Source organism: Micromonospora sp. NPDC007271 (assembly GCF_040634005.1).
Lineage (GTDB): Bacteria > Actinomycetota > Actinomycetes > Mycobacteriales > Micromonosporaceae > Micromonospora.
Genome location: NZ_JBEYER010000112.1, coordinates 1 through 21862, shown reverse-complemented (window position 1 = coordinate 21862; position 21862 = coordinate 1). Strand labels below are relative to the sequence as shown.

21 protein-coding genes and 1 pseudogene are annotated in these 21862 nt (G+C 73.3%); 10 read left to right on the top strand and 12 right to left on the bottom strand.

What is annotated here, in order from left to right:
* Positions 1-251: 251 nt before the first annotated feature.
* Positions 252-1043, bottom strand: a complete 792-nt coding sequence (locus ABZ570_RS29035) for a GntR family transcriptional regulator (RefSeq protein ID WP_358070483.1) — start codon at positions 1041-1043, stop codon at positions 252-254.
* A 113-nt stretch (positions 1044-1156) separates the two neighbouring features.
* Entirely contained in the window at positions 1157-2026 is an 870-nt protein-coding gene (locus tag ABZ570_RS29030) for a PAC2 family protein (protein WP_091202093.1), read from the bottom strand.
* Positions 2027-2396: 370 nt separating this feature from the next.
* Between ABZ570_RS29030 and metH the strand changes: the two genes are divergently transcribed.
* Positions 2397-5912, top strand: a complete 3516-nt coding sequence (metH, locus tag ABZ570_RS29025) for a methionine synthase (protein WP_358070478.1) — start codon at positions 2397-2399, stop codon at positions 5910-5912.
* Here metH and ABZ570_RS29020 read toward each other — a convergent pair.
* Positions 5899-6093, bottom strand: a pseudogene (locus ABZ570_RS29020) (hypothetical protein); the annotation flags it as partial. The gene metH and the pseudogene ABZ570_RS29020 sit on opposite strands and share 14 nt — an antisense overlap.
* Before the next feature lie 105 nt (positions 6094-6198).
* On the opposite strand from ABZ570_RS29020, the gene ABZ570_RS29015 reads away from it, so the two are divergent.
* Together ABZ570_RS29015 and ABZ570_RS29010 are read left to right on the top strand one after the other, a co-directional pair.
* On the top strand, positions 6199-7038 hold the full coding sequence (locus ABZ570_RS29015) for an alpha/beta hydrolase (protein WP_358070475.1): 840 nt from the start codon (positions 6199-6201) through the stop codon (positions 7036-7038).
* A 39-nt stretch (positions 7039-7077) separates the two neighbouring features.
* Positions 7078-7317 carry a hypothetical protein gene (locus tag ABZ570_RS29010; protein ID WP_358070472.1) on the top strand — a complete coding sequence of 80 codons (240 nt, stop codon included), beginning with the start codon at positions 7078-7080 and terminating at the stop codon, positions 7315-7317.
* 39 nt (positions 7318-7356) lie between these two features.
* Here the strand turns inward: ABZ570_RS29010 and ABZ570_RS29005 are convergent, their stop codons facing one another.
* Positions 7357-8016, bottom strand: coding sequence for an HNH endonuclease family protein (locus tag ABZ570_RS29005; RefSeq protein WP_358070469.1), 660 nt, complete (start codon positions 8014-8016; stop codon positions 7357-7359).
* Between the two features lie 317 nt (positions 8017-8333).
* Here ABZ570_RS29005 and ABZ570_RS29000 point away from each other — a divergent pair, with 317 nt between their 5' ends.
* Positions 8334-8510: a hypothetical protein gene (locus ABZ570_RS29000; protein WP_358070466.1), complete on the top strand. Its 177-nt coding sequence runs from the start codon at positions 8334-8336 to the stop codon at positions 8508-8510.
* Between the two features lie 89 nt (positions 8511-8599).
* Here ABZ570_RS29000 and ABZ570_RS28995 read toward each other — a convergent pair whose 3' ends face one another.
* The 3 genes from ABZ570_RS28995 to ABZ570_RS28985 all read right to left on the bottom strand — a co-directional run bounded on the left by ABZ570_RS28995 (position 8600) and on the right by ABZ570_RS28985 (position 11141).
* A complete protein-coding gene (locus ABZ570_RS28995) occupies positions 8600-9832 on the bottom strand; it encodes a sigma-70 family RNA polymerase sigma factor (protein ID WP_358070463.1) in 1233 nt (410 codons plus the stop codon).
* A 3-nt stretch (positions 9833-9835) separates the two neighbouring features.
* Positions 9836-10237: a YciI family protein gene (locus ABZ570_RS28990; protein WP_358070460.1), complete on the bottom strand. Its 402-nt coding sequence runs from the start codon at positions 10235-10237 to the stop codon at positions 9836-9838.
* A gap of 88 nt (positions 10238-10325) precedes the next feature.
* Entirely contained in the window at positions 10326-11141 is an 816-nt protein-coding gene (locus ABZ570_RS28985) for a class I SAM-dependent methyltransferase (protein WP_358070457.1), read from the bottom strand.
* Between the two features lie 59 nt (positions 11142-11200).
* Between ABZ570_RS28985 and ABZ570_RS28980 the strand changes: the two genes are divergently transcribed.
* Positions 11201-11416: a hypothetical protein gene (locus ABZ570_RS28980; protein WP_358070454.1), complete on the top strand. Its 216-nt coding sequence runs from the start codon at positions 11201-11203 to the stop codon at positions 11414-11416.
* Between the two features lie 236 nt (positions 11417-11652).
* Positions 11653-12297 (top strand): HAD family phosphatase, encoded by a 645-nt coding sequence (locus ABZ570_RS28975; RefSeq protein ID WP_358070448.1) that lies wholly within the window; start codon positions 11653-11655, stop codon positions 12295-12297.
* Between the two features lie 47 nt (positions 12298-12344).
* Here ABZ570_RS28975 and ABZ570_RS28970 read toward each other — a convergent pair whose 3' ends face one another.
* The 4 genes from ABZ570_RS28970 to ABZ570_RS28955 all read right to left on the bottom strand — a co-directional run bounded on the left by ABZ570_RS28970 (position 12345) and on the right by ABZ570_RS28955 (position 17593).
* Positions 12345-14897 (bottom strand): FtsX-like permease family protein, encoded by a 2553-nt coding sequence (locus ABZ570_RS28970; RefSeq protein ID WP_358070445.1) that lies wholly within the window; start codon positions 14895-14897, stop codon positions 12345-12347.
* The gene (locus ABZ570_RS28965) at positions 14897-15664 is read right to left on the bottom strand and encodes an ABC transporter ATP-binding protein (protein ID WP_358070442.1); all 768 of its coding nucleotides are present in this window, start codon (positions 15662-15664) and stop codon (positions 14897-14899) included. Before ABZ570_RS28965 ends, ABZ570_RS28970 begins: the two co-directional genes overlap by 1 nt.
* 281 nt (positions 15665-15945) lie before the next feature.
* Positions 15946-16632 carry a response regulator transcription factor gene (locus ABZ570_RS28960; RefSeq protein ID WP_358070439.1) on the bottom strand — a complete coding sequence of 229 codons (687 nt, stop codon included), beginning with the start codon at positions 16630-16632 and terminating at the stop codon, positions 15946-15948.
* Between the two features lie 37 nt (positions 16633-16669).
* A complete protein-coding gene (locus tag ABZ570_RS28955) occupies positions 16670-17593 on the bottom strand; it encodes a sensor histidine kinase (RefSeq protein WP_358070436.1) in 924 nt (307 codons plus the stop codon).
* 51 nt (positions 17594-17644) lie between these two features.
* On the opposite strand from ABZ570_RS28955, the gene ABZ570_RS28950 reads away from it, so the two are divergent.
* Positions 17645-17881, top strand: coding sequence for a hypothetical protein (locus ABZ570_RS28950; protein ID WP_358070433.1), 237 nt, complete (start codon positions 17645-17647; stop codon positions 17879-17881).
* A 63-nt stretch (positions 17882-17944) separates the two neighbouring features.
* Here ABZ570_RS28950 and ABZ570_RS28945 read toward each other — a convergent pair whose 3' ends face one another.
* A complete protein-coding gene (locus tag ABZ570_RS28945; RefSeq protein WP_358070430.1) occupies positions 17945-18856 on the bottom strand; it encodes a PD-(D/E)XK nuclease family protein in 912 nt (303 codons plus the stop codon).
* Between the two features lie 132 nt (positions 18857-18988).
* Here ABZ570_RS28945 and ABZ570_RS28940 point away from each other — a divergent pair, with 132 nt between their 5' ends.
* The 3 genes from ABZ570_RS28940 (at position 18989) to ABZ570_RS28930 (ending at position 21797) form a co-directional block, all read left to right on the top strand.
* Positions 18989-20080 carry a M50 family metallopeptidase gene (locus tag ABZ570_RS28940; protein WP_358070486.1) on the top strand — a complete coding sequence of 364 codons (1092 nt, stop codon included), beginning with the start codon at positions 18989-18991 and terminating at the stop codon, positions 20078-20080.
* Complete coding sequence (locus tag ABZ570_RS28935; protein WP_358070427.1) at positions 20077-21036, top strand: tRNA (adenine-N1)-methyltransferase; 960 nt, start codon at positions 20077-20079, stop codon at positions 21034-21036. Before ABZ570_RS28940 ends, ABZ570_RS28935 begins: the two co-directional genes overlap by 4 nt.
* Positions 21037-21224: 188 nt before the next feature.
* Positions 21225-21797 (top strand): hypothetical protein, encoded by a 573-nt coding sequence (locus ABZ570_RS28930; RefSeq protein ID WP_358070424.1) that lies wholly within the window; start codon positions 21225-21227, stop codon positions 21795-21797.
* Positions 21798-21862: the final 65 nt, after the last annotated feature.

Sequence of the window (21862 nt, the reverse complement as noted above, 5' to 3'; positions counted from 1 at the left end):
TCGCGCTGGCGGCGGTGGCGATCGCCATGTCCGGCTTCACCACCGCCGCGCTCTTAACGTTTCTCATACGACGATTTATCGTTGGGTGCAAGAATATGGCAAACTACTCTATCAAATTTGGGCACCTGCTGGGCGGGCTGCAACGCGCCGATCTTGCACTTTCGGCCCTGGCGAAGCGGACAAAAACCGCGACTCGAGGGCCGAAAGTGCAAGATCGCGGAAGGGGGGAGGGGGAGGGTGCGGGGAGGGGGTTAGCCGAGGATGAGGTCGGGGTCGGGGGTGGGGGTTGGGGTGGGGGCGGGGATCTTGTACTCCTCGGTGAGGGTGGTCATCGGGCCGGGCCAGGTGGCCTGGGCGACCTCGATCGGCTTGCGGTGGGCGTCGTACGCGATGTGCAGCAGGTGCAGCACCGGGGTGTCCGGCCGGATCTGAAGGGTCTCCGCCTCCTCCCGGCTGGGCTGGCGGGCGCTGATCGTGTCGGTCGCCGTGACGTACCGGCGGCCGGTGACCTCCTCGGCCTCCTGGTAGAGCGGGCGGCCGAACGCCTCAGCCCGTTCCAGGGTGGTGCCGGCGGTGTCGGCGGGCAGGAACCAGGAGGCGCCCACCTCGACCGGTGACTCGTCGGTGCGGACCAGGTGTCGCCGGCAGAGCAGCTCGGTGCCGTCGGGTACGCCGAACGCGTCGGCCACCTCGGGCGGGGCGGGGGCCCGGCCGACGGAGACGAGCTGCTGCTTGTACCGGGCGGCCAGGTCGGTGTGGTAGCCACGGAAGCCGCCGTACCGGCCGCGGGAGAGCCGGTTGAGCCGGCGCCGGGTGCCCCGGACGTACGTACCGGAGCCGGGTTTGGTGATCAGGATGCCCTCGACCCGCAGCTGGTCGACGGCGCGCTGCACGGTCTGCTTCGCGACGCCGAACATCTCCGCGATGGCCGGGATGGACGGCAGCCGTTCGCCCGGTCCCCAGTCGCCGCGACGCACCTGGGCCTTGAGCTGCGCGGCGATCTGCCGGTGGGGGAACTCGGCCGCGCCCGGGTTGATCTGCATGCTCGCCTCCTCACGACAGCTAGGTTCCTAGGATGCCGTAGCGGGTGTGTCCCCGCCACCCCGAATCCGAAAAACCGGACCCCGGCGGATTCCGGGGCCCGGCAGGCGAGCGGTTACCAGGAGCCGGCGGTCGGACCGGCGGAGCCGCCACGGCGGCGCAGGTACTTCTCGAACTCCTGGGCGATCTCGTCCCCGGTCAGCGGGGTGATGCCGGCGTCACCGACCCGCTCCTCCAGTTCGCGGACGTACTCGCCCAGCTCGGCGTCCTGCTCGGCGGCGCTGCGCACCCGCCGTTCCCACTCGGCCGCCTCCTCGGCCAGATCGGCCATCGGCACCGGCAGGTCGAGCACCTCCTCGACCCGGTGCAGCAGGGCCAGAGTGGCCTTGGGGCAGGGCGGGTTGTTGGCGTAGTGCGGTACGTGCACCCAGAACGACACCGCGTCGACCTCGGCCCGGGTGCAGGCGTCGTGCAGCACGCCGACGATGCCTGTCGGCCCGTCGTAGCGGGTGGGGGTGAGCTGGTAGCGCTTGGCGGCGTCGACGTCCGAGGCGCTGCCGCTGATCGGCAGCGGCCGGGTGTACGGCACGTCGGCCAGCAGCGCGCCGAGCAGCACCACCCGCTCGACCTCCAGGCTGTGGCAGATCTCCAGCACCTGCTCGCAGAAGGTGCGCCAGCGCATGCTCGGCTCGATGCCGCGGATCAGCACCACGTCCCGCTCGGTGCCCGCCGGGCTGGCCACCATGAAGCGGGTGGTCGGCCACTCCACCCGGCGGGTCTCGCCGTCGGCCATGGTGATGGTGGGTCGGCTCACCTGGAAGTCGTAGAAGTCCTCCGGGTCCAGCTCGGCCACCTGCCGGGCCTGCCAGACCTGCTCCAGGTGCTCCACCGCCGCGGTGGAGGCGTCCGCGGCGTCGTTCCAGCCCTCGAAGGCCGCGATGGCGACCGGGGAGCGCAGCACCGGCAGTCCGTCGAACTCGGTCACGCCGTCACCCCACCCCGTTCGTCGGGAGCGCCGCCGGGTCGCCGCCCGGGGGTCCGCCCGCCTACGGCAACTCCAGCTCGGCGGGCGGCCATAATTCGGCCTCCGCGCCGTTGGGCGGCGCTCCGGACCGAATGATGGCCGGTCTGACGCCGCGCCGCGACCTGGAGCCGTCGCACGATCGCGTCCCTGATGTCCCTCACGTCCGTCAGCCTACGTGCCGGCGCGCGGCCCGGCCCGTCGGCCGCGCCGGTCGACGGGGCGGTCCACGCGGCCGAACGGGACGAAAGGTGCGAGGTGCTCCCGCTCACAGTATTTGGGAAGGGTATGTTGCGGTGGCCCCGGCGATGAGACACGGCATTAACCTGGCTTCGTGCGGACTTCGGTGCTCGATGTGCTGGCGGAGCGGATCCTCATCGCCGACGGGGCGATGGGGACGATGCTCCAGGCGGCCGACCTGACCCTGGACGACTTCGACGGGCTCGAGGGCTGCAACGAGATACTCAACCTGACCCGGCCGGACGTCGTCCGCAGCGTGCACGAGGCGTATCTGGCGGCGGGGGCGGACTGCGTCGAGACCAACACCTTCGGCGCCAACCTGCCGAACCTCGCCGAATACGGCATCGCCGAGCGGATCCGGCAGCTGTCCGAGGCGGGGGCGCGGCTGGCCCGGGAGGCGGCCGACGCGTACGCCACGCCCGAGCAGCCCCGCTTCGTGCTCGGTTCGATCGGCCCCGGCACCAAGCTGCCCACCCTCGGCCACGCCACGTACGCCTCGCTGCGCGACGCGTACCAGCAGAACGCCGCCGGCCTGATCGAGGGCGGCTCGGACGCGCTGATCGTGGAGACCTGCCAGGACCTGCTCCAGGTCAAGGCGGCGGTGATCGGGTCCAAGCGGGCGATGGCCGAGCTGGGGCGGCGGGTGCCGATCATCTGCCACGTCGCCGTCGAGACCACCGGCACCATGCTGCTGGGCAGCGAGATCGGGGCGGCGTTGACCGCGATCGAGCCGCTCGGGGTGGACCTGATCGGGCTCAACTGCTCGACCGGCCCGGCGGAGATGGGCGAGCACCTGCGCTACCTGTCCCGGCACTCGCGTATCCCGCTGTCGGTGATGCCGAACGCCGGCCTGCCCGTGCTGACCGCCGAGGGGGCGTACTTCCCGCTCACGCCGGTCGAGATGGCCGACGCCCTGGAGCAGTTCGTCGACGAGTACGGCGTGTCCCTGGTGGGCGGCTGCTGCGGCAGCACGCCGGAGCACATCCGGGTGCTGGTGGAGCGGCTGCGCGGGAAGCGGCCGGTGGTTCGCGAGCCGCGGCCGGAGGCGGGGGTCTCGTCGATCTACCACCACGTGCCGTTCGCCCAGGACGCCAGCGTCCTGATGGTGGGGGAGCGGACCAACGCCAACGGCTCGAAGGCGTTCCGCGAGGCGATGCTCGCCGGCGACTGGCAGGCCTGCGTGGAGATCGCCCGCGGCCAGGCCCGGGACGGCTCGCACCTGCTGGACCTCTGCGTCGACTACGTCGGCCGCGACGGCACGCGGGACATGCGGGAGCTGGCGGGCCGCTTCGCCACCGCCTCCACCCTGCCGATCATGCTGGACTCCACCGAGCCCGCGGTGATCGAGGCCGGGCTGGAGATGCTCGGCGGGCGCTGCGTGGTCAACTCGGTGAACTTCGAGGACGGCGACGGTCCGGACTCCCGCTACGCCCGGGTGATGCCGGTGGTCAGGGAGCACGGCGCCGCGGTGGTCGCGCTGCTCATCGACGAGGAGGGCCAGGCCCGCACCCGGGACTGGAAGGTACGCGTCGCGGCGCGGCTGATCGAGGATCTGACCGGCCGGTGGGGGCTGCGCCGGGAGGACATCCTCATCGACGCGCTGACCTTCCCGATCGCCACCGGTCAGGAGGAGACCCGCCGCGACGGCATCGAGACCATCGAGGCGATTCGGGAGATCGCCACCCGCTACCCGGGGGTCAACTTCACCCTGGGCATCTCCAATGTCTCCTTCGGGCTGAATCCCGCCGCCCGGCAGGTGCTCAACTCGGTCTTCCTGCACGAGTGCGCGCAGGCCGGGCTGACCTCGGCGATCGTGCACGCCAGCAAGATCCTGCCGATGTCGAAGATCGCCGACGAGCAGCGCGAGATCGCCCTCGACCTGATCTACGACCGCCGCCGCGACGGCTACGACCCGGTGCAGCGGTTCATCGAGATCTTCGAGGGCGTCGACGCGGCGTCGGCGCGCGCCACGCGGGCCGAGGAGTTGGCCGCGCTGCCGCTGGCGGAGCGGCTCAAGCGCCGGATCATCGACGGCGAGCGCAACGGGCTGGAGGCCGACCTGGACACGGCCATGGCCGAGGGGCGTACGCCGCTGTCCATCATCAACGACCTGCTGCTGGACGGCATGAAGGTGGTCGGTGAGCTGTTCGGCTCCGGCCAGATGCAACTGCCGTTCGTGCTCCAGTCCGCCGAGGTGATGAAGACCGCGGTGGCCTACCTGGAGCCGCACATGGAGAAGACCGACGACGACGGCAAGGGCCGCATCGTGCTCGCCACCGTCAAGGGCGACGTGCACGACATCGGCAAGAACCTGGTCGACATCATCCTGTCCAACAACGGCTACGAGGTCGTCAACATCGGCATCAAGCAGCCGATCAACGCGATCCTCGAGGCGGCCGAGCAGCACCGCGCCGACGCGATCGGCATGTCCGGGCTGCTGGTCAAGAGCACGGTCATCATGAAGGAGAACCTCGCCGAGATGGCCGCGCGCGGGGTGGCGGCGCGCTGGCCGGTGCTGCTCGGCGGGGCGGCGCTCACCCGGGCGTACGTCGAGGACGACCTGCGGTCGATGTTCCCCGGCCAGGTGCACTACGCCCGCGACGCGTTCGAGGGGCTGTCCCTGATGGACCGGGTGATGGCCGCCAAGCGGGGCGGCGCGCCGGTGATCGACCCGGAGCGGGAGGCGGCCCTGGCGGCCCGCCGGGAGCGGCGGGAGCGGCAGCGGGCGATGGTGCGCGAGGCGCTGCCGGAGCTGGACGACGCCTCGGTCCGCTCCGACGTGGCCGTTGACGTGGCGGTGCCGAAGCCGCCGTTCTTCGGCACGCGGGTGGTCAAGGGGGTGCCGCTGGCCGACTACGCGGCGCTGCTCGACGAGCGGGCCACCTTCCTCGGCCAGTGGGGGCTGCGCGGTGCCCGCGGCGGCAAGGGCCCGTCGTACGAGGAGCTGGTGGAGACCGAGGGCCGGCCGCGGCTGCGGTACTGGCTGGACCGGCTGATCGCCGACCAGGTGCTCGAGGCGGCCGTGGTGTACGGCTACTTCCCGGCGTACTCGGAGGGCAACGACCTCGTGGTGCTGGACGAGAACGGGCACAGCGAGCGGGCCCGGTTCTCGTTCCCGCGGCAGCGGCAGGAGCGGCGGCTGTGCCTGGCCGACTTCTTCCGCCCGAAGGGCGACGAGCTGGACGTGGTGGCGTTGCAGCTGGTCACCGTCGGGCAGCCGATCAGCGAGTACACGGCGAAGATGTTCGCCGGCAACGAGTACCGCGACTACCTGGAGGTGCACGGTCTGTCGGTGCAGCTCACCGAGGCCCTCGCCGAGTACTGGCACCGGCGGATCAGGTCCGAGCTGATCCTGCCGGGTGGCCGTACCATCGCCGACGACGACCCGGCGGATCTGGCCGGTCTGCTGCGCACCGACTACCGCGGCTGCCGGTACGCGTTCGGCTACCCGGCCTGTCCGGATCTGGAGGACCGGGCGAAGATCGTGGAGCTGCTCGGCGCCGAGCGGATCGGGGTGCAGCTGTCGGAGGAGTTCCAGCTGGTGCCGGAGCAGGCGACGGACGCGATCGTGGTGCACCACCCGGAGGCGAGCTACTTCAACGCCAAATAGGCGGCGCACGTGCAGGTGCGTATAGGCCCAAAGAGTGAGGCCGGGATCGCCGTGGCCTAATGTCGAAGCGGGTGGCCACGGCATGGTTGTGTTTGGGCCGGTTGATCCCGCACTCGACGGTGTGCCGCTGTTGGTAGAGGTGTGGGTCGAAGGCTGGTGGCCGGCCGCCCTTGGATCCCTTGGCCCGTCGGTGGGCGTCCTGGTCGGCCTTGCTCGGGATGGTCGCGGCGATCCCACGCCGGGGTCCAACGCCCATCGGTGATGTTCGTTGAGTGGGTGGGTGGCAATGGAGAGCTTCAGGTCCTGGGACGGCACCGAGCTGGCGTACCGCGTCGTCGGCTCCGGGCCGCCGTTGGTGTGCGTGCCCGGCGGCCCCGGGCAGGCGGTGGAATACCTGGGCGAGCTGGGCGGGCTCAGTCGCAGCCGTACCCTGATCCTGTTGGACAACCGGGGGACGGGAGCGTCGCGCGTTCCCGCCGACCCCGCCACCTATCGGGTCGACCGCCTCGTTGACGACGTGGAAGCACTGCGACGGCACCTGGGCCTCGACCGGATGGACCTGTTCGGGCATTCGGCCAGCGGCGGGATCTGCCTGCTGTACGCCGCTCGCTACGCGGCGCGGCTGACCCACCTGGTGCTGGTCGCGCCGTCGCTGCGGGTGGTCGGGTTGCCCTCGGACCTCGATGTGGACAGCGTGCTGGCCGGGCGGGCGCACGAGCCGTGGTACGCCACCGCGGTGGCGGCGCTGCACGCCGAGCCGACGACGCCGGAGGAGCAGCAGCGGTACCGGTGGGAGGCGGCGCCGTTGTTGTACGGCAGGTGGAGCGCCGGGGCTCAGGCGCAGGCGGCGGCCGAGCCTGCCCAGTTCGCGCCGGCCGCCACCGACGGCTTCTACGCGGGGTTCGAACCCGATCCGGAGCTGCCCGCCCGGCTGGCTGAGCTCAGCGTCCCGACCCTGCTGCTGGCGGGTGAGCACGACATCTGGCCGACCGTGGCGGCGGTGCGGCAGCTCGCCGCTCTGTTCGGCACGGCCGAGCTGGCGGTGCAGCCGGGCAGTGGTCATTTTCCCTGGGTCGACGATCCGGCGGTGTTCGCGTCGTCGGTGGAGGCGTTCCTGGCCGGATGACGGACCCGCGGGCGCCTGCCGGGGCCGCACCATGAACAGGTGCGAATGAGGCGGGTCGTCGGGTGGCTCGGTCTGGCCGCGCACCTGGCCGTCGGGTTCTGGTACGCGGCGAGCGGCCTGGTGGTGCCGGGCTGGGCGCTCGCGGGGCTGCTGGTGGTGTGGGCGGTGCTGCTGGTGCGGCGGCGGCCGGCGCTGGTGCCGTTGGCACCGTTGTCGGCGGTGCTGGTCTGGCTGGCGGTCGTCTCGGCCGGTGGCGCCTGGCTGGGCTGGACGGCCTGACGGGCCGGCCCAGGGTGGGCCGGCCCGAAGCGACCCCGTTCAGTACGCGTAGGTGACCGAGATGGTGCTGTTGGGGCAGCTGTTCGCCCAACTGGTCAGGGCGTTCTTCTCCGCGCTGTCGACGGTCAGCCGCCAGCGGATCTTCACGGCGACCCACTCGTTGAGGTAGCGGCAGCGGGCGGAGGCGTACGGGGGCATCCAGGTGGCCGGGTCCTGGTCGCCCTTGGCCTGGTTGACGTTGTCGGTGACGCCGGCCAGGGCGCGGGAGTCGCCGAGATCGTTGGCGTACGCCTGGCGGCGGCTGGTGGTCCAGTTTCGGGCGCCGGAGTCCCAGGCCTCGGCCAGGGGGACCATGTGGTCGATGTCGACGTCGCTGGTGAGGGTCCAGTAGGCGTTGTCGTAGTAGGAGTACCAGCGACCACCGGAGAGGGTGCAGGTGCCGCTGATGGTGGGCTTGGTGACGGCCTCGGCGATGAGAACCTCGTTGCGGGTGTTGCAGCCGTTGCCGTCGGCGTCGATCCAGTGCGGGAACAGGTCGCGGCTGTAGCCGGTGCGGACCTCGCTGGCGACCGGCAGGCTCGCCACCGCGGTGGTGAGGGGGGCCGAGTAGCTGGCGGCCCAGGCGGGCTGGGTGAGGCCGAGGGTGGCGGCCACGGTCGCGGCGAGGCTGATGGCCGTTGCGCGCAGGGTTCGGTTCATGATGCTCCGTCCGGTGGGGGTGACTGCATCTATATAGACCCGCATGGAAGTAACGGTCTAGATCAATTTCCGTGAACGGCGGATGAGAGGCGGGCGTACCCTGTCCGCCGCCGCACCCCGGGGCCGGCGGACCCGCCGCGTCGACCGCGGCTCGAGCTGCCCTCCAGCACCCGCCGGAGACTGGGCGCGTCGTCCCCACGTCTCGGTGTCGAGCGGTCGGGCGGGGGTATGCGCACGACGTGCACCCTGAACAGGTCACAAGATGCGGGCGCCGAGAGGCGCTGGCGAGGATAGGGTGACGAGGGAAGGGGACGACGATGGCCGAGGACACGCCAGCCAAGGTCCGGCCGGCCACGCCCACGATCGTCGGCGTGCCAGCCGACTCTCCCGAGGAACCGCCGAGCAGCCTCGACCTGTGGGCCCGGGCCCAGGTGCTGCACCGCTGCTTCGGCGACGACGACGGAGAGCCACACATCATGCGCGGCTTGGACTGAGGTAGGCCGCGTCTCTCAGGTCGGCGGGCGGCCCGCCGACCTGGACGCGTGCGAGCCACCAGTTCAGACGCGACGTATCGGCAGGTCGGTCAGCCCAGGCGGGCCGCGCGGGAGTGCAGGTAGCGCTGCTGGGCCACGTTCATCGAGCGGCGGGCCGCCGCCAGGTACGCCTGCCGCGCCGCGTCCGCCTCCCCGGCGAGTTCGAGCAGGTGGGCGCGGGCGGCGTACCGGCGGGGGTCCTCGGCGACCCGGCGGTCGGCGCCGAGCGCGTCCAGCAGTGCCAGCCCGGCCCGGGGCCCACGGGCCATGGCCACCGCGACGGCGTGGTTGAGCCGGACCACCGGGTTGTCGTGCAGGGCCAGCAGCATCTCGTACAGGGCGACGATCTGCGGCCAGTCGGTGGCCTCGACGCTGGGGGCCTCGTCGTGCAGGGCGGCGATCGCCGCCTGGAGCTGGTACGGGCCGACCGCGCGGCGGGGCAGCGCGGCGCCGACCAGGCGGATGCCCTCGGCGATCTGCTCGCCGCGCCAGCGGCGCCGGTCCTGCTCGGCCATCGGCACCAGGGACCCGTCCGGTCCGGTCCGGGCCGGGGTACGCGCGTCGGTGAGCAGCATCAACGCCAGCAGCCCGGTGGCCTCCGGGTCGTCGGTACGGCGGTGCAGCAGCCGGGCCAGCCGGATCGCCTCGGCGCGCAGGTCGGTGCGGTGCAGTTGCTCGCCGGCGGTGCTCGCGTACCCCTCGTTGAAGATCAGGTAGAGCACGTGCAGCACGGTGTCGAGGCGGGCGGCGCGCTCCTCGCCGGCGGGCACCGCGAACGGCAGGCCGCTGTCGCGGATGCGCTGCTTGGCCCGGGTGATCCGCCGGGTCATGGTGGCCTCCGGCACCAGGAACGCCCGGGCCACCTCGGCGGTGCTCAGCCCGCCGACCGCCCGCAGGGTGAGCCCGATCTGCCCGGCCGGCGGCAGCGACGGATGGCAGCAGAGGAAGAGCAGGATCAGTGAGTCGTCGGCGTCGACCGGTGGGCGGTCGGCGGGCGGGGCCAGCCACCGGTCGGCCGGGAGCTGGCGGGCGACGGTGTCCTCGCGGCGGCGGCGGGCCTGTTCGGCGCGGAGCAGGTCGGTCAGTCGGCGGGACGCGACGGTGATCAGCCATGCCTTCGGGTCGTCGGGCGGGCCGGTGTCGGGCCATCGGGTGGCGGCGGCGAGCAGCGCCTCCTGGGTGGCGTCCTCGGCGGTGTCGAAGTGCCCGTACCGGCGCACGAGCGCGCCGAGGACCTGCGGCGCCAGGGCGCGCAGCAGGTCCTCGACGGCTGGGTCGGCCACCGGTCAGCCCTGGAGCTCCTCGACGCCGTCCAGGACCGGGCGCACGTCGACGTACTCGCCCTCGGCGTCGGGGTTGACGAACCGGGCGGCGATCTCGGTGGCGCGGTCGAAGCTGGCGCACTCGACCAGGGTGTAGCCGGCGAGCACCTCCTGGGTCTCGGCGTACGGGCCGTCGGTGACCACGGGCGCGCCGCCGCGCAGCCGGACCCGGCGGGCGTGCACGGGGGCGGTGAGGCCCTGCGCGTCGACCAGTTCCCCGGACTCGGCCAGCTCCTTGTGGACGGTCTCCATGTGGGCGTGCATCGCAGCGAGCTGCTCGGGGCTCATCGGCGGCCGGTCGCCGGGCCGCCCGGCCATGGCGTCGTAGTCCTGCTGGCTGCCGTAGAGCATGATCAGATACTTCACGGTGTCTCCTCTCGGCCGGCGCTGGTCGCGCCGCTCACCGGGGACGTCGGAGCCGGCCGGCCGCCCCGGACACCAGCGTAGGAGCGGATCAGTCCACCCGGCCGGAGGCGAGCAACGCGGCCGTGGGCAGGGCGAGGGCCCCGTCGGCGTCCCGGTAGCGGGCGCTGAGCCGGTCGTATTCCTGCCGGATGCGCTCGCGCGCGGCGGCGGGCTGCCGCCACATCACCAGGCCGATGCTGCCGATGCCGGCCGCCGGGCCGGCCCACCAGTTCTCCGGATCGGTACGGTGCTCCCAGGCCACGGTCGCGCACCGGACATCGGTCAGCCCGGCCGCCGTCAGCAGCCCGGTCAGGCCCGCCTCGGTGCGCGGGAAGTCCCGCTCCGGTGCCAGCCGGGGCAGGTCTGCCGGCGTCGCGACCCCGGCGGCGGCGACCGCCTCGCCCCAGAGCCGTTGCAGCGGCGGGTGCGGGGACGGCCAGATGGTGACCGCCACCCGGCCGCCGGGGCGGACCACCCGGCGCAGCTCAGCCAGTCCAGCGGCCGGGTCGCCGACGTGGTTGAGCACGAAGTTGGCCACCGCCGCGTCGAACCCGCCGGCCGGGAACGGCAGGTGCGGCAGCACGGCCTGCCGGATCTGTGCGGCCGGAGCGTTGCGCCGCGCCGCGTCAAGCATGGTTGCTTCCGCGTCGACCGCCACCACCTCGGCACCGCGTGCGAGGGCCGCCGCCGCGACCGTGCCCGGTCCTGTCCCGACGTCGACAACTCGCCGTCCGGCCCGCACCGCCGCCGAATCCAGCAGTGCCTCCGCGGGATACGCGCACAGCCGGCCGAAGCTGCGCTCGTATGCCTCGGCCCGCCCCGCCCACCGGGACCGTTCGTGCGCGTCGAAGTCGGTGTCGATCATGACGGGCAGCGTAGGCGCTGCCGGTGACTTCCGGGGGTGCGCGGTTCTACCGTGGGGTCATGACGACACCTCTGGTGGCGCTGGCCATGTCTGCCGTGGTCGTGGCGGCGGCCGGCGGGTACGTCGCCTGGCGCGACCGGCGGCGGGCCACGTCGGACGAGGACCGCACGGCGGCCCGCGAGGCCACGGCCCGCCAGCACCGGTACGAGGCCGAGCGGCACGGTGCCCAGGCCGACACCGTCCGCCGCGGCCAGAACAGCGCCAGCGGCTTCTGACCGCATCATCCGCGAACGGACCGGCGGCATCGCGGCGGCCCCGGCCACCCGGCCGATCCTCGGCGAGGTACGTGATCATGGGTGGGCACCATCGGTGCGCGGTCCGCTGCGGGCTGAGCTGATGCGGTAGGTCACCCGCGCCGGGTGGGCCGATCGGCGGCCCGGGCGCGGCTGCGAGGATCCGTGGGTACGCCCACCGGAGGAGGCCCCCGCTGAGCAGCAACCACCCCGCCGCCGTGCTCTTCGACATGGACGGCACCCTGGTCGACAGCGAGAAGCTGTGGGATGTCGCGTTGCAGGAGTTGGCCGCCGTCTACGGCGGCACCCTCTCCGACACCGCGCGCAAGGCGATCATCGGCACCAGCATGGCCGACTCGATGCGGATTGTGCACGACGACCTCGGCCAGCCGGAACGGGACCCGCAGGCCAGCGCGGAGTGGATCAACGCGCGGATCCTGGAGCTGTTCCGCACCGGGCTGCGCTGGCGGCCGGGCGCGCTGGCGCTGCTGCGGGCGGTCCGCGCGGCGGGCATCCCGACCGCCCTGGTCACCTCCAGCGGCCGGCCGTTGGTCGAGGTCGCCCTGGACACCCTCGGCCGGGACAGCTTCGACGTGGTGGTGTGCGGGGACGAGGTGGGCGCGGCCAAGCCGCACCCGGAGCCGTATCTGACCGCCGCCCGGCTGCTCAACGTGCCGATCGAGCGGTGCGTGGCGATCGAGGACTCGTCGACCGGGGTGGCCAGCGCGCTGGCGGCCGGGGCGGCCGTGCTGGCCGTACCGGCCGAGGTGCCGCTGCCGCCGACCGACGGCGTACACCAGCTGGAGAGCCTGACCGGGGCGGACCTGGAGCTGCTCGCGGCGCTGCTGGCCGACGCCCGCTGATGGAAGGGCTCCTTGTCAACGCCCGGCGTTGACAAGGAGCCTTCCTTTCACTCGTGGGCGATGGCGCCCAGCACGTTGATCCGGGCGGCGCGGATCGCCGGCAGGATCGCGGCGGCCACCCCGACGATCGCGGCCAGGCCGAGCATGACCGCCATCCGGCCCCAGGGCAGGACCAGGTCGCCGATCCCGTCGTCCGCTAGCGCCCGGACCACGGCGGCGCCGAGGCCGCTGCCGACGGCGACGCCCAGCAGCGCGCCGAAGACCGAGATCACCACCGCTTCGACGGTGACCATGCCCATGGTCTCCGCCCGGCGCAGCCCGATCGCCCGCAGCAGGCCCAGCTCCCGGGTGCGTTCCAGCACCGACAGCGCCAGCGTGTTCACGATGCCGAGCACCGCGATCACGATGGCCAGCGCCAGCAGGATCTGGATCATCTTGAGCAGCGCGTCGAGCGAGCCGGCCTGCTGCTTGATGAAGGCGTCCCGGTCGGCCACCGACACCTCGGGGGAGTCCGCGAGCAGCCGCTCCAGCTGCGGCTGGACGTCGGCCACCCGGGCGCCCGGGGCGAGCTGCACGAAGCCCTGGATCGGCTGGGGGATGGCGAAGTCGCGGGCCGCCTGCGGGGGCAGCAGCATCGGGCTGATCAGGGGCGAACTCTCGTAGATGCCGCTGACCGTGTAGGTGCGGGCGTCGCCGCGGGACAGCTGCACCGTCACCGTCGAGCCGACCGAGACCCCACGGGACTTGGCGGCGTCGGAGCTGAACAACATCTGGTCCGGGCCCAGCCGGCTGATGTCGCCGGCGGTGGCCTTCGCCTCGAACATCCGCTCCAGCGCGGCCACGTTGCTGGACGCGCCCACCCGGGTGCGTTCCCCGTTGACCACGGCCATCTCGACGTACTCGCCGTCGACCATCTGCACGCCGGGCAGCGCGGCCGCCCTGTCCAGCACGGCCGGGTCGAAGCTCGGCGGCCGTGGGCCGCTCTGCACCCCGGCGATCACCAGCTCGGCCTGGACGGTGTCCTTCGCCAGCCCGCTGATGCTCTGCTTCGCCGAGCCCAGGATCACCGTCACCCCGGTGACCAGGGCGATGCCGACCATCAGGGCGGCGGCGGTGATCGCCGTGCGGCGGGGGTTACGCCCGGAGTTGAGCCGCCCCAGCTTGCCGGGCACCGACCAGGCGAAGATCGCCCCCAGCAGGGAGACCACCGGGCGGCTGATCAACGGGGTCAGCAGCGCCACGCCGATGAAGGCGAAGAGCACGCCGGCCAGGATGGTGGGCAGGGTCCGGCCATCGGCGTCGCGGGTGAGCCCGAGGAAGAGCAGCGCGGCGCCGACCGCGGTGACCAGCGCCCCGGCCACCGTGATCCGGGTCAGCGGCCGGTCTGGGGTGGCCACGTCCTGCATCGCCGCGATCGGCGGGATCCGGGACGCGCGCAGCGCCGGCAGCAGCGCCGCCAGCACGGTGATCACCAGGCCGACCGCGAACGCGCCGATCACCGCCGCCGCCGGTACGCCGATCCCGGCCAGGGTGAGCCCCCCGGCCAGGCTGCCGAAGACCCACGCCAGCAACGCGCCGATGCCGATGCCGGCGGCCAGGCCGAACACCGAGGCGATCAGGCCCACCGCGATGGCCTCCAGCACCACCGAGCCGATGATCTGCCGGCGGCTCGCCCCGACGGCCCGCATCAGGGCCAGCTCACGGGTCCGCTGCGCGACGACGATCGAGAAGGTGTTGAGGATCAGGAACGTGCCGACCAGCAGCGCCACCGCCGCGAAGCCGAGCAGGATCCGGTTGAAGAAGGACAGCGCCGTCTTGAGGCCCTGCGCGGCCTCGGTGGAGAGCTGCTCGCCGGTCTTGACCACGTACCCGTCACCCACGGCGGCGGCCACCGTGTCGCGCAGCGACTCGTCGGAGACCCCGCCGGTGGCCTTGACCGTCACGCCGTTGAAGGTGTTCGGCTCGCCCAGCATCAGCCGCTGCGCCACCGGGGTGGTGAACATGATCTCGCTGCTGCCGCCGATCGAGTCGCGGCCGCCGCTGTAGCCGAAGATCCCGACGATGGTGAACTCCTGCTTCGGCTCCAGGGGCGTGAGCACCCCGACCCGGTCGCCGAGCTTCACCCTTCCGGCGGTCGCGAGCCCCTGGTTGATGACGATCTCGTCGTCGGCCCGCGGTTCGTGCCCCTCCCGCAACCGCACCTGCTCGGACTCGCCGGTCCAGTTCTCGCCCAGCTGCGGCGGACCGAGCGAGGCGACCGCCTTGCCGTTGCTGCCGATCAGCCGGGCCCCGTCGGCAACGACCACGCCGGTGGCCGACGCCACCCCGGGCACCGCGCGGACCTTGTCCACCGTCCCCGCCGGGAACGGGGGCGACATCTGCTCGCCCTCCATCTCCGACACGGCGATCTTCGGCTTGGCCGCGACGTTGACGTCCACCCCCTCGTACGCGTCCGCGAAGATCGCGTCGAAGGAGCGGCCGAGGGTGTCGGTCAGCACGAACGCGCCGGAGACGAACATCACCCCCAGCACGACCGCCAGGCCGGAGAGGATCAGCCGCAACTTCCGGGCCAGCAGGCTCTTCAGCGTCGCCCGGATCATCAGCCGGTCACCTCGGCCGGGGCGTCGAGCTTCTTCATGGTGTCCAGCACCGTGTCGGCGGTCGGCTCGATCAGCTCGGACACGATCTGCCCGTCGGCGAGGAACACCACCCGGTCGGCGTACGCGGCAGCGGTCGGGTCGTGGGTGACCATCACGATCGTCTGGCCGTGCTCGCGGACCGAGTTGCGCAGGAAGTTCAGCACCTCGGCGCCGGAACGGGAGTCCAGGTTGCCGGTCGGCTCGTCCGCGAAGATCACCTCGGGGCGGGCGACCAGGGCCCGCGCGCACGCGACCCGCTGCTGCTGGCCGCCGGAGAGCTGCGCCGGGCGGTGCCCGAGCCGGTCCCGCAGGCCGACCGTCTCGATCACGGTGTCGTACCAGGCCGGGTCCGGCCTGCGGCCGGCGATCGACATCGGCAGCAGGATGTTCTCCTGCGCGGTGAGCGTGGGCAGCAGGTTGAACTGCTGGAAGATGAAGCCCACCTTGTCCCGGCGCAGCTTCGTCAGCCCGGCGTCGTTGAGGCCGGTCACCGTCGTCTCGCCGATCGCGACCGTGCCCCGGGTCACCGAGTCCAGGCCGGCCAGGCAGTGCATCAGCGTCGACTTGCCCGACCCGGACGGGCCCATGATCGCGGTGAACCGGCCCCGCTCGAACTCGGCGGTCACCCCCCGCAGCGCGGTTACCTGGGCCTCACCGCTGCCGTACACCTTCCACACGTCATACGCCCGGGCCGCGGCCTGCGCCTGCTGGCCTATCGTCGCGGTCACGTCATCTACCTCTTCCGTCTCACCTGCGGATCCGCACCGCCCCCGCTGGCCGGTGCGGCAGTTCTCATCCTCGGTGCCGCCGCCCGGAAATCCGTCCGACCCGGGGCGGAGCCGCCGCCGGAAATCGCGATGGGGGGCACCCCCGAGACCGGCTCAGGGTCCTCCCTGACCCTGCGGCCGGCACGGTGCCGTCGATGCTGGAACATCACGTCGCGTCATGGTCAACCCTGGCGCGCCGCCGGTGGTCACGGTAGGTGACCGCCGCCACCTCCGTCCGTCGCTCAGGCGCCCGGGCGCACCAGCCCCGTCTCGTACGCGAGCACCACCGCCTGCACCCGGTCGCGCAACCCCAGCTTGGTGAGCACGTGCCCGACGTGGGTCTTGATGGTGGTCTCGCTGACCGACAGCGCCCGGGCGATCTCGGCGTTCGACAGCCCGCGCGCCACCTGCACCAGCACCTCACGCTCCCGCTCGGTCAGCGCGCTCAGCGCCTTCGGCGGGGTCGCCGCCGGGTCGGGCAGCGCGTCGGCGAAACGGTCCAGCAGCCGCCGCAGGATCCGCGGCGCGACCACCGCCTCCCCGGCGGCCACGGTACGGATCGCGGTGACCAGATCCTCGGCCGGCACGTCCTTGGCCAGGAACCCGCTCGCCCCCGCCCGCAGCGCCCCCACCACGTACTCGTCCAGGTCGAAGGTGGTGAGGATGAGCACCCGCACCGGCAGCCGGGCATCAACGATCGCCCGGGTCGCCGCCACCCCGTCCATCCGGGGCATCCGGATGTCCATCAGCACCACGTCGGGCAGCAGCCGCCGGGACAGCTCCACCGCCTCCATCCCGTCCCCGGCCTCGGCGACGATGTCCAGGTCGTCCTCGGTGCCCAGCACCATCCGGAAGCCGGTGCGCAGCAGCGGCTGGTCGTCGGCGAGCAGGATCCGCACCGGTCGCGGGCTGGCCGTGCTGTCCGTCATCGGTAATCCCTCGTCATGCCGGCCGGGCCGGGAACGGTCACGCGGCGACCGCCCCGGCGGACTCGAGCGGGATCCGGGCGTACACCCGGAAGCCGCCGCCGGTCCGCGGGCCGGCCCGCAGGATCCCACCGTAGAGGGCGACCCGCTCCCGCATGCCGACCAGGCCGTGCCCGATCCGGTCGGGCGCCGGCGTCGGGCCGCGACCGGTGTCGGTCACCTCCACCGCCAGGAAGCCGTCGGCGACGCTGAGCCGGACCAGGGCGGTGGCCGTGCCGGCGTGCTTGAGGGCGTTCGTCAGCGCCTCCTGCACGATCCGGTAGACCGTGAGCGCCACCCCACCCTCCATCGGCTCGAACGTGCCGTCGACCCGCAGCGTCACCGGCAGCCCCGCCTCCCGGACCTGCTCGACCAGGGCCTCGATGCCGGTCAGCCCCGGCTGCGGGGCCAGCTCGGCGGCCGGCTCGGCGTCGGTGCGCAGCACGTCCAGCAGCCGGCGCAACTCGCGCAGCGTGGCCCGGCCGGTCTCCTCGACGGTGGCCATCGCCGCGTCCGCCGCCTCCGGGTCGCGGCGCAGCACCCGGCGCGCCCCGGTGGCCAGCACCCCCATCACGCTGACCTGGTGGGCGACCACGTCGTGCAGCTCCCGAGCGATCCGGCGCCGCTCGTCGGCGACCGCCTGCTCAGCGAGGGAGCGCTGGCTCGCCTCGGCGATCCGGGCCCGCTCGCGCAGCATCCGCGTGGACTGCCGGCGCGCCTGCACCGCCCGTCCCACCGCGTACGCCACCGATCCGGCGAGCAGGTTGTTGAGCACCAGGTACGCCGGACTCGTGGCGAGCAGACCGGGCAGCGGCACCAGCAGGTTGACCAGCACCACCGGCACCCACAGCAGCACCCCGGCCAGCGCGGCCGGGCGCAACCGCTGGTGCGCGGCCATCGTGTAGGTGAGCACGAGGAACGCCACGCCAGCCCCTGGGTGGCCGGCGCGTGCCGTAGCAGCACCGGCACCGCCAGGGTGGCCACCCCCGCGCCCACCGCCGCCCACGGCGCGACCCGGCGCAGCGCCACCGGGACCGCCCCCAGCGCGCTCCAGCCCAGCGCCGACCACAGCCGCGCGGGCCGCAGCTCGGGCGGCGTCAGCAGCAGGAACACCGCGGACAGCAGCACCAGGGCGACCGCCGCGCAGGCGTCGACGGCCAGCGGCCGCCCGCCCACCCACGCCCGCACCCGGTTGGTCATGCCACGACGGTAGCCGCCGCCCGGCTCGACCCTTCGTCGCCGAAGCCGAACCCGGCCTCCTCCCCGGGGAGGAGGCTCACTCGTCCGCCCCGGGGGCGGCCGGCCGGGACCGGGCGTCGGTCAGCGGGTCGCCCGGGCCGGTCGCCGGGAACGGCGGCGGGGTGCCGCCGAAGCTCGGGCAGAGCGCCTGGTGGTTGCACCAGTCGCAGAGCCGGCTCGGCCGGGGGCGGAAATCCTGCCGCTCGGTGGCCTGCTCGATGGCCTGCCAGAGCGCGACCACGGTGCGCTCGAAGCGCAGCAGCTCCTCCGCGTCGGGGGTGTAGTCGCACACCTCGGCGTCCCTGAGGTAGAGCAGCCGCAGCACCCGCGGCACCACCCCGCGGGTGCGCCACAGCACCAGGGCGTAGAACTTCAACTGGAACAGCGCCCGCGCCTCGAACGCCTCCCGCGGCGCCCCGCCGGTCTTGTAGTCGACCACCCGCAGCGCGCCGTCCGGAGCCACGTCGAGCCGGTCCAGGTAGCCCCGGATCAGCAGCGCGTCGTCGACCACCGCCGAGATCAACGCCTCCCGCTCGGCCGGCTCCAGCCGGCGCGGGTCCTCCACCGCGAAGTAGCCCTCCAGCAGCGCGGCGGCCGAGCGGAGGAACTCGGCCGGCCCCTCGGTGTCGCCCTCGGCGAACAGCGTCGCCAGCTCCGGCTGCTCGGTGACCAGCCGGTCCCACTGTGGGGCCACCAGGTCGCCGGCGGACTGCGGGGTGCGCGCCGCCGCCGGCAGGTCGAACAGCCGCTCCAGGACCGCGTGCACCAGCGTGCCCCGGGCCTGCTCCACGGTGGGGCGCTCGGGCAGCCGGTCGATGCTGCGGAACCGGTAGAGCAGCGGGCAGGTCTTGAAATCCGCCGCCCGTGACGGCGACAGCGACGCCCGCACCGCGCTGGAGCTGTCGCAGGTCGGGGAGTCCGCCGCGTCGATCACCGGTTCCGCCGTCATGCCCGGAAGGTTAGGGCACCGGTGTGACAGGGGCGCCGCCGCCGCACCGGGCCATGATCCGCGCCGCGTACCATCGGGCCGGTGGAACAGAGGTCCCGACCACCGCGCCGGCCCGGGCTGACCGTCGGCCGGGTGTGCGGGGTGCCGCTGCGCGTCGACGCCTCGATGCTGCTGCTCGCCCTGGTCGTCAGCGCCCTCTACGCCAGCCTCGCCCGCCGCCAGCTCGACCTGGGCCACCTCGGCGGCTGGCTGGTCGGCCTCGGCTTCGTGCTCTCCCTGCTCGGCTCGGTGCTGCTGCACGAGCTGGGGCACGCCCTGACCGCCCGCCGCTTCGGCATCGGTGTGCGCGGGATCACCCTGGAACTGCTCGGCGGCTACACCGAGATGGAACGCGACGCGCCCAGCCCCCGCGTCGACCTGCTGGTCTCGCTCGCCGGCCCGGCCGTGTCCGCGGTGCTCGGCGCCGCCGCCGTCGCCGCCACCCTGGCCCTGCCCGCCGGTACCCTCGCCCACCAGCTCGCCTTCCAGCTCGCGGTGAGCAACGTCGTGGTCGCCGTCTTCAACAGCCTGCCCGGGCTGCCGCTCGACGGCGGCCGGGCGCTGCGGGCCGCCGTCTGGGCGCTCACCCGGGACCGGCACCGCGGCACCGAGGTCGCCGGCTGGATCGGCCGGGCCCTCGCCCTCGCCACCCTGGCCCTGGTGGCCCTGCTCATCCTGCGCCGGGCGATCGCGCCGCTCGCCCTGCCGCTGACGCTGCTGGTCGCCGTCACCCTCTGGCGCGGCGCCGGCCAGTCCATCCGGATGGCCCGGATCAGCCGCCGGCTCTCGCTGGTCGACCTGGCCCGGCTCGCCCGCCCGATGTTCCCCGTACCCAGTGGCACCCCGCTCGCCGAGGCGCAGCGCCGCCGGGCCGAGGCCGCCACCCCCGACGCCGCGCTGGCCGTCGTCGACTCCGCCGGCCGGCCGGTCGCCCTGGTCGACCCGGCCCGGGCCGCCGCCGTACCCCCGCCGCGGCGGCCCTGGGTGGCGGTGGACGCGGTCGCCCGTGGCCTGGACACCCTGCCCGCCCTGCCGGTCGGCGCCGACGGTGAACGCGTGCTGGAGACCGTACGCACCCACCCGGGCGGACAGTACGTGGTGACGGCAGGCGAAGATGTCGTCGGCGTTCTGCACATCGCGGATCTGGCACAGCTCCTGGAACCCAAACGGAAGACGAACACGTGACCGCACATTCCTCCGCCGACCCGGCGCTGCCGCCGGTGCACCGCGGGCCGTTCCGGCCCGGCGACCGGGTGCAGCTGACCGACCCCAAGGGCCGGATGCACACCGTGACGCTGGAGCCCGGCAAGGAGTTCCACACCCACCGGGGGATCCTCCGGCACGACACGCTGATCGGCCTGCCCGACGGCAGTGTGGTCACCACCACCGGCGGCGGCACCGCGTTCCTGGCCCTGCGACCGCTGCTGTCGGACTACGTGCTCTCCATGCCGCGCGGCGCCCAGGTGATCTACCCGAAGGACTCGGCGCAGATCGTCGCCATGGGCGACATCTTCCCCGGTGCGAAGGTCCTCGAGGCCGGCGCCGGCTCCGGGGCGCTCTCCTGCTCGCTGCTGCGCGCCGTCGGCGTCGAGGGCGAGCTGCACTCGTACGAGCTGCGCGAGGACTTCGCCCAGATCGCCCGGCGCAACGTCGAGGCGTTCTTCAACGGTCCGCACCCGGCCTGGCGCCTGCACGTCGGCGATGTGGCCGAGTGCCCGGAGACCGGCTTCGACCGGATCATCCTGGACATGCTCACCCCGTGGGAGATGCTCGACATGGTCGAGCGGGCGCTGGTGCCGGGCGGCGTGCTCATCGGGTACGTGGCCACCACCCCGCAGCTGTCCGAGCTGGTCGAGGCGCTGCGCGAGCGCGGCGGCTGGACCGAGCCGCGCGCCTGGGAGTCGCTGGTACGGGACTGGCACGCGGAGGGGCTGGCCGTACGCCCCGACCACCGGATGATCGCGCACACCGCGTTCCTGGTCTCCGCGCGCAAGCTCGCCCCCGGGGTCACCGCCCCACCGCGACGCCGCAAGCCCAGCAAGGGCACCGAGGCGTACGTCCAGCGCCGGCAGGCGCTCCGCGAGGCGGAGGCGGCCCGGCAGGCGGCGGTCGAGGCGGAGCAGGAGACGGACCAGCCGTGACCCCGCGGCACGCACAAGGGTGAGCGGGTGGATCATGTGTCCCGGCGGGGACGGCACCGGACGGGTGGAGACGGTGGCATGAGCGAGCGCCAGCGAGCGAATCGTCGGCACAGCGAGCGGATCGGGGTGCGCGGCGAGCATCCCGGCGGACGGGACCGGCAGCGGCGGCGACACCGGGGGGCGGTGGCATGACCGGTCCCGACTACGGCAACGGCGAGCTGCCCGCCGTCTTCCCGGACTGGTCGCCCTACGCCGACCTGGAGTCGGCCGCCCGGGCGTACCTGCGCGACCCGGACATCGCCCTGGAGGCCCTCGGTGGGGTGCTGCGCGGGGCCTCCGTGCTCGGCTTCACGCTGGAACGCTTCGTCAACGAGGTCAACGGGGTGTGGCAGGAGGTCGTCGTCTGCGACGGCAGCCGCCTGGTCCTCTGGCACGGCGAGGACGTGCCGCCGGGGGAGGGACCGCCCGGCTCGATGACCTCCTCACTGCGGGTGGTGCCGGTCTCCACGGTCACCGAGGTCGGCTGCCGGCGGCGGCTCAACCGCTCCGAGACCGGCGAGATCCGGGTCGACAGCATCGACGTCTACCTGCTGCTCAGCTCGCTGGACGAGGCGCCGCCCAGCGACGAGATGACCGGCGCGCCCCGGCACGACGCGTTGCGCTTCGGCAAGACCCTCGACGACGGTGGCGCCGGACAGATCGCCCGGCTGGAGGAGTTCGCCCGGCTGGTCGCCTCGGTGGTCGGCCGTCCGCTGCTGTGAACGCGGCGCGGGAAGCCCGGCAGCTGCTCTACCACTACCCGGCGGCTCGCCGGGAGCTCCGCATC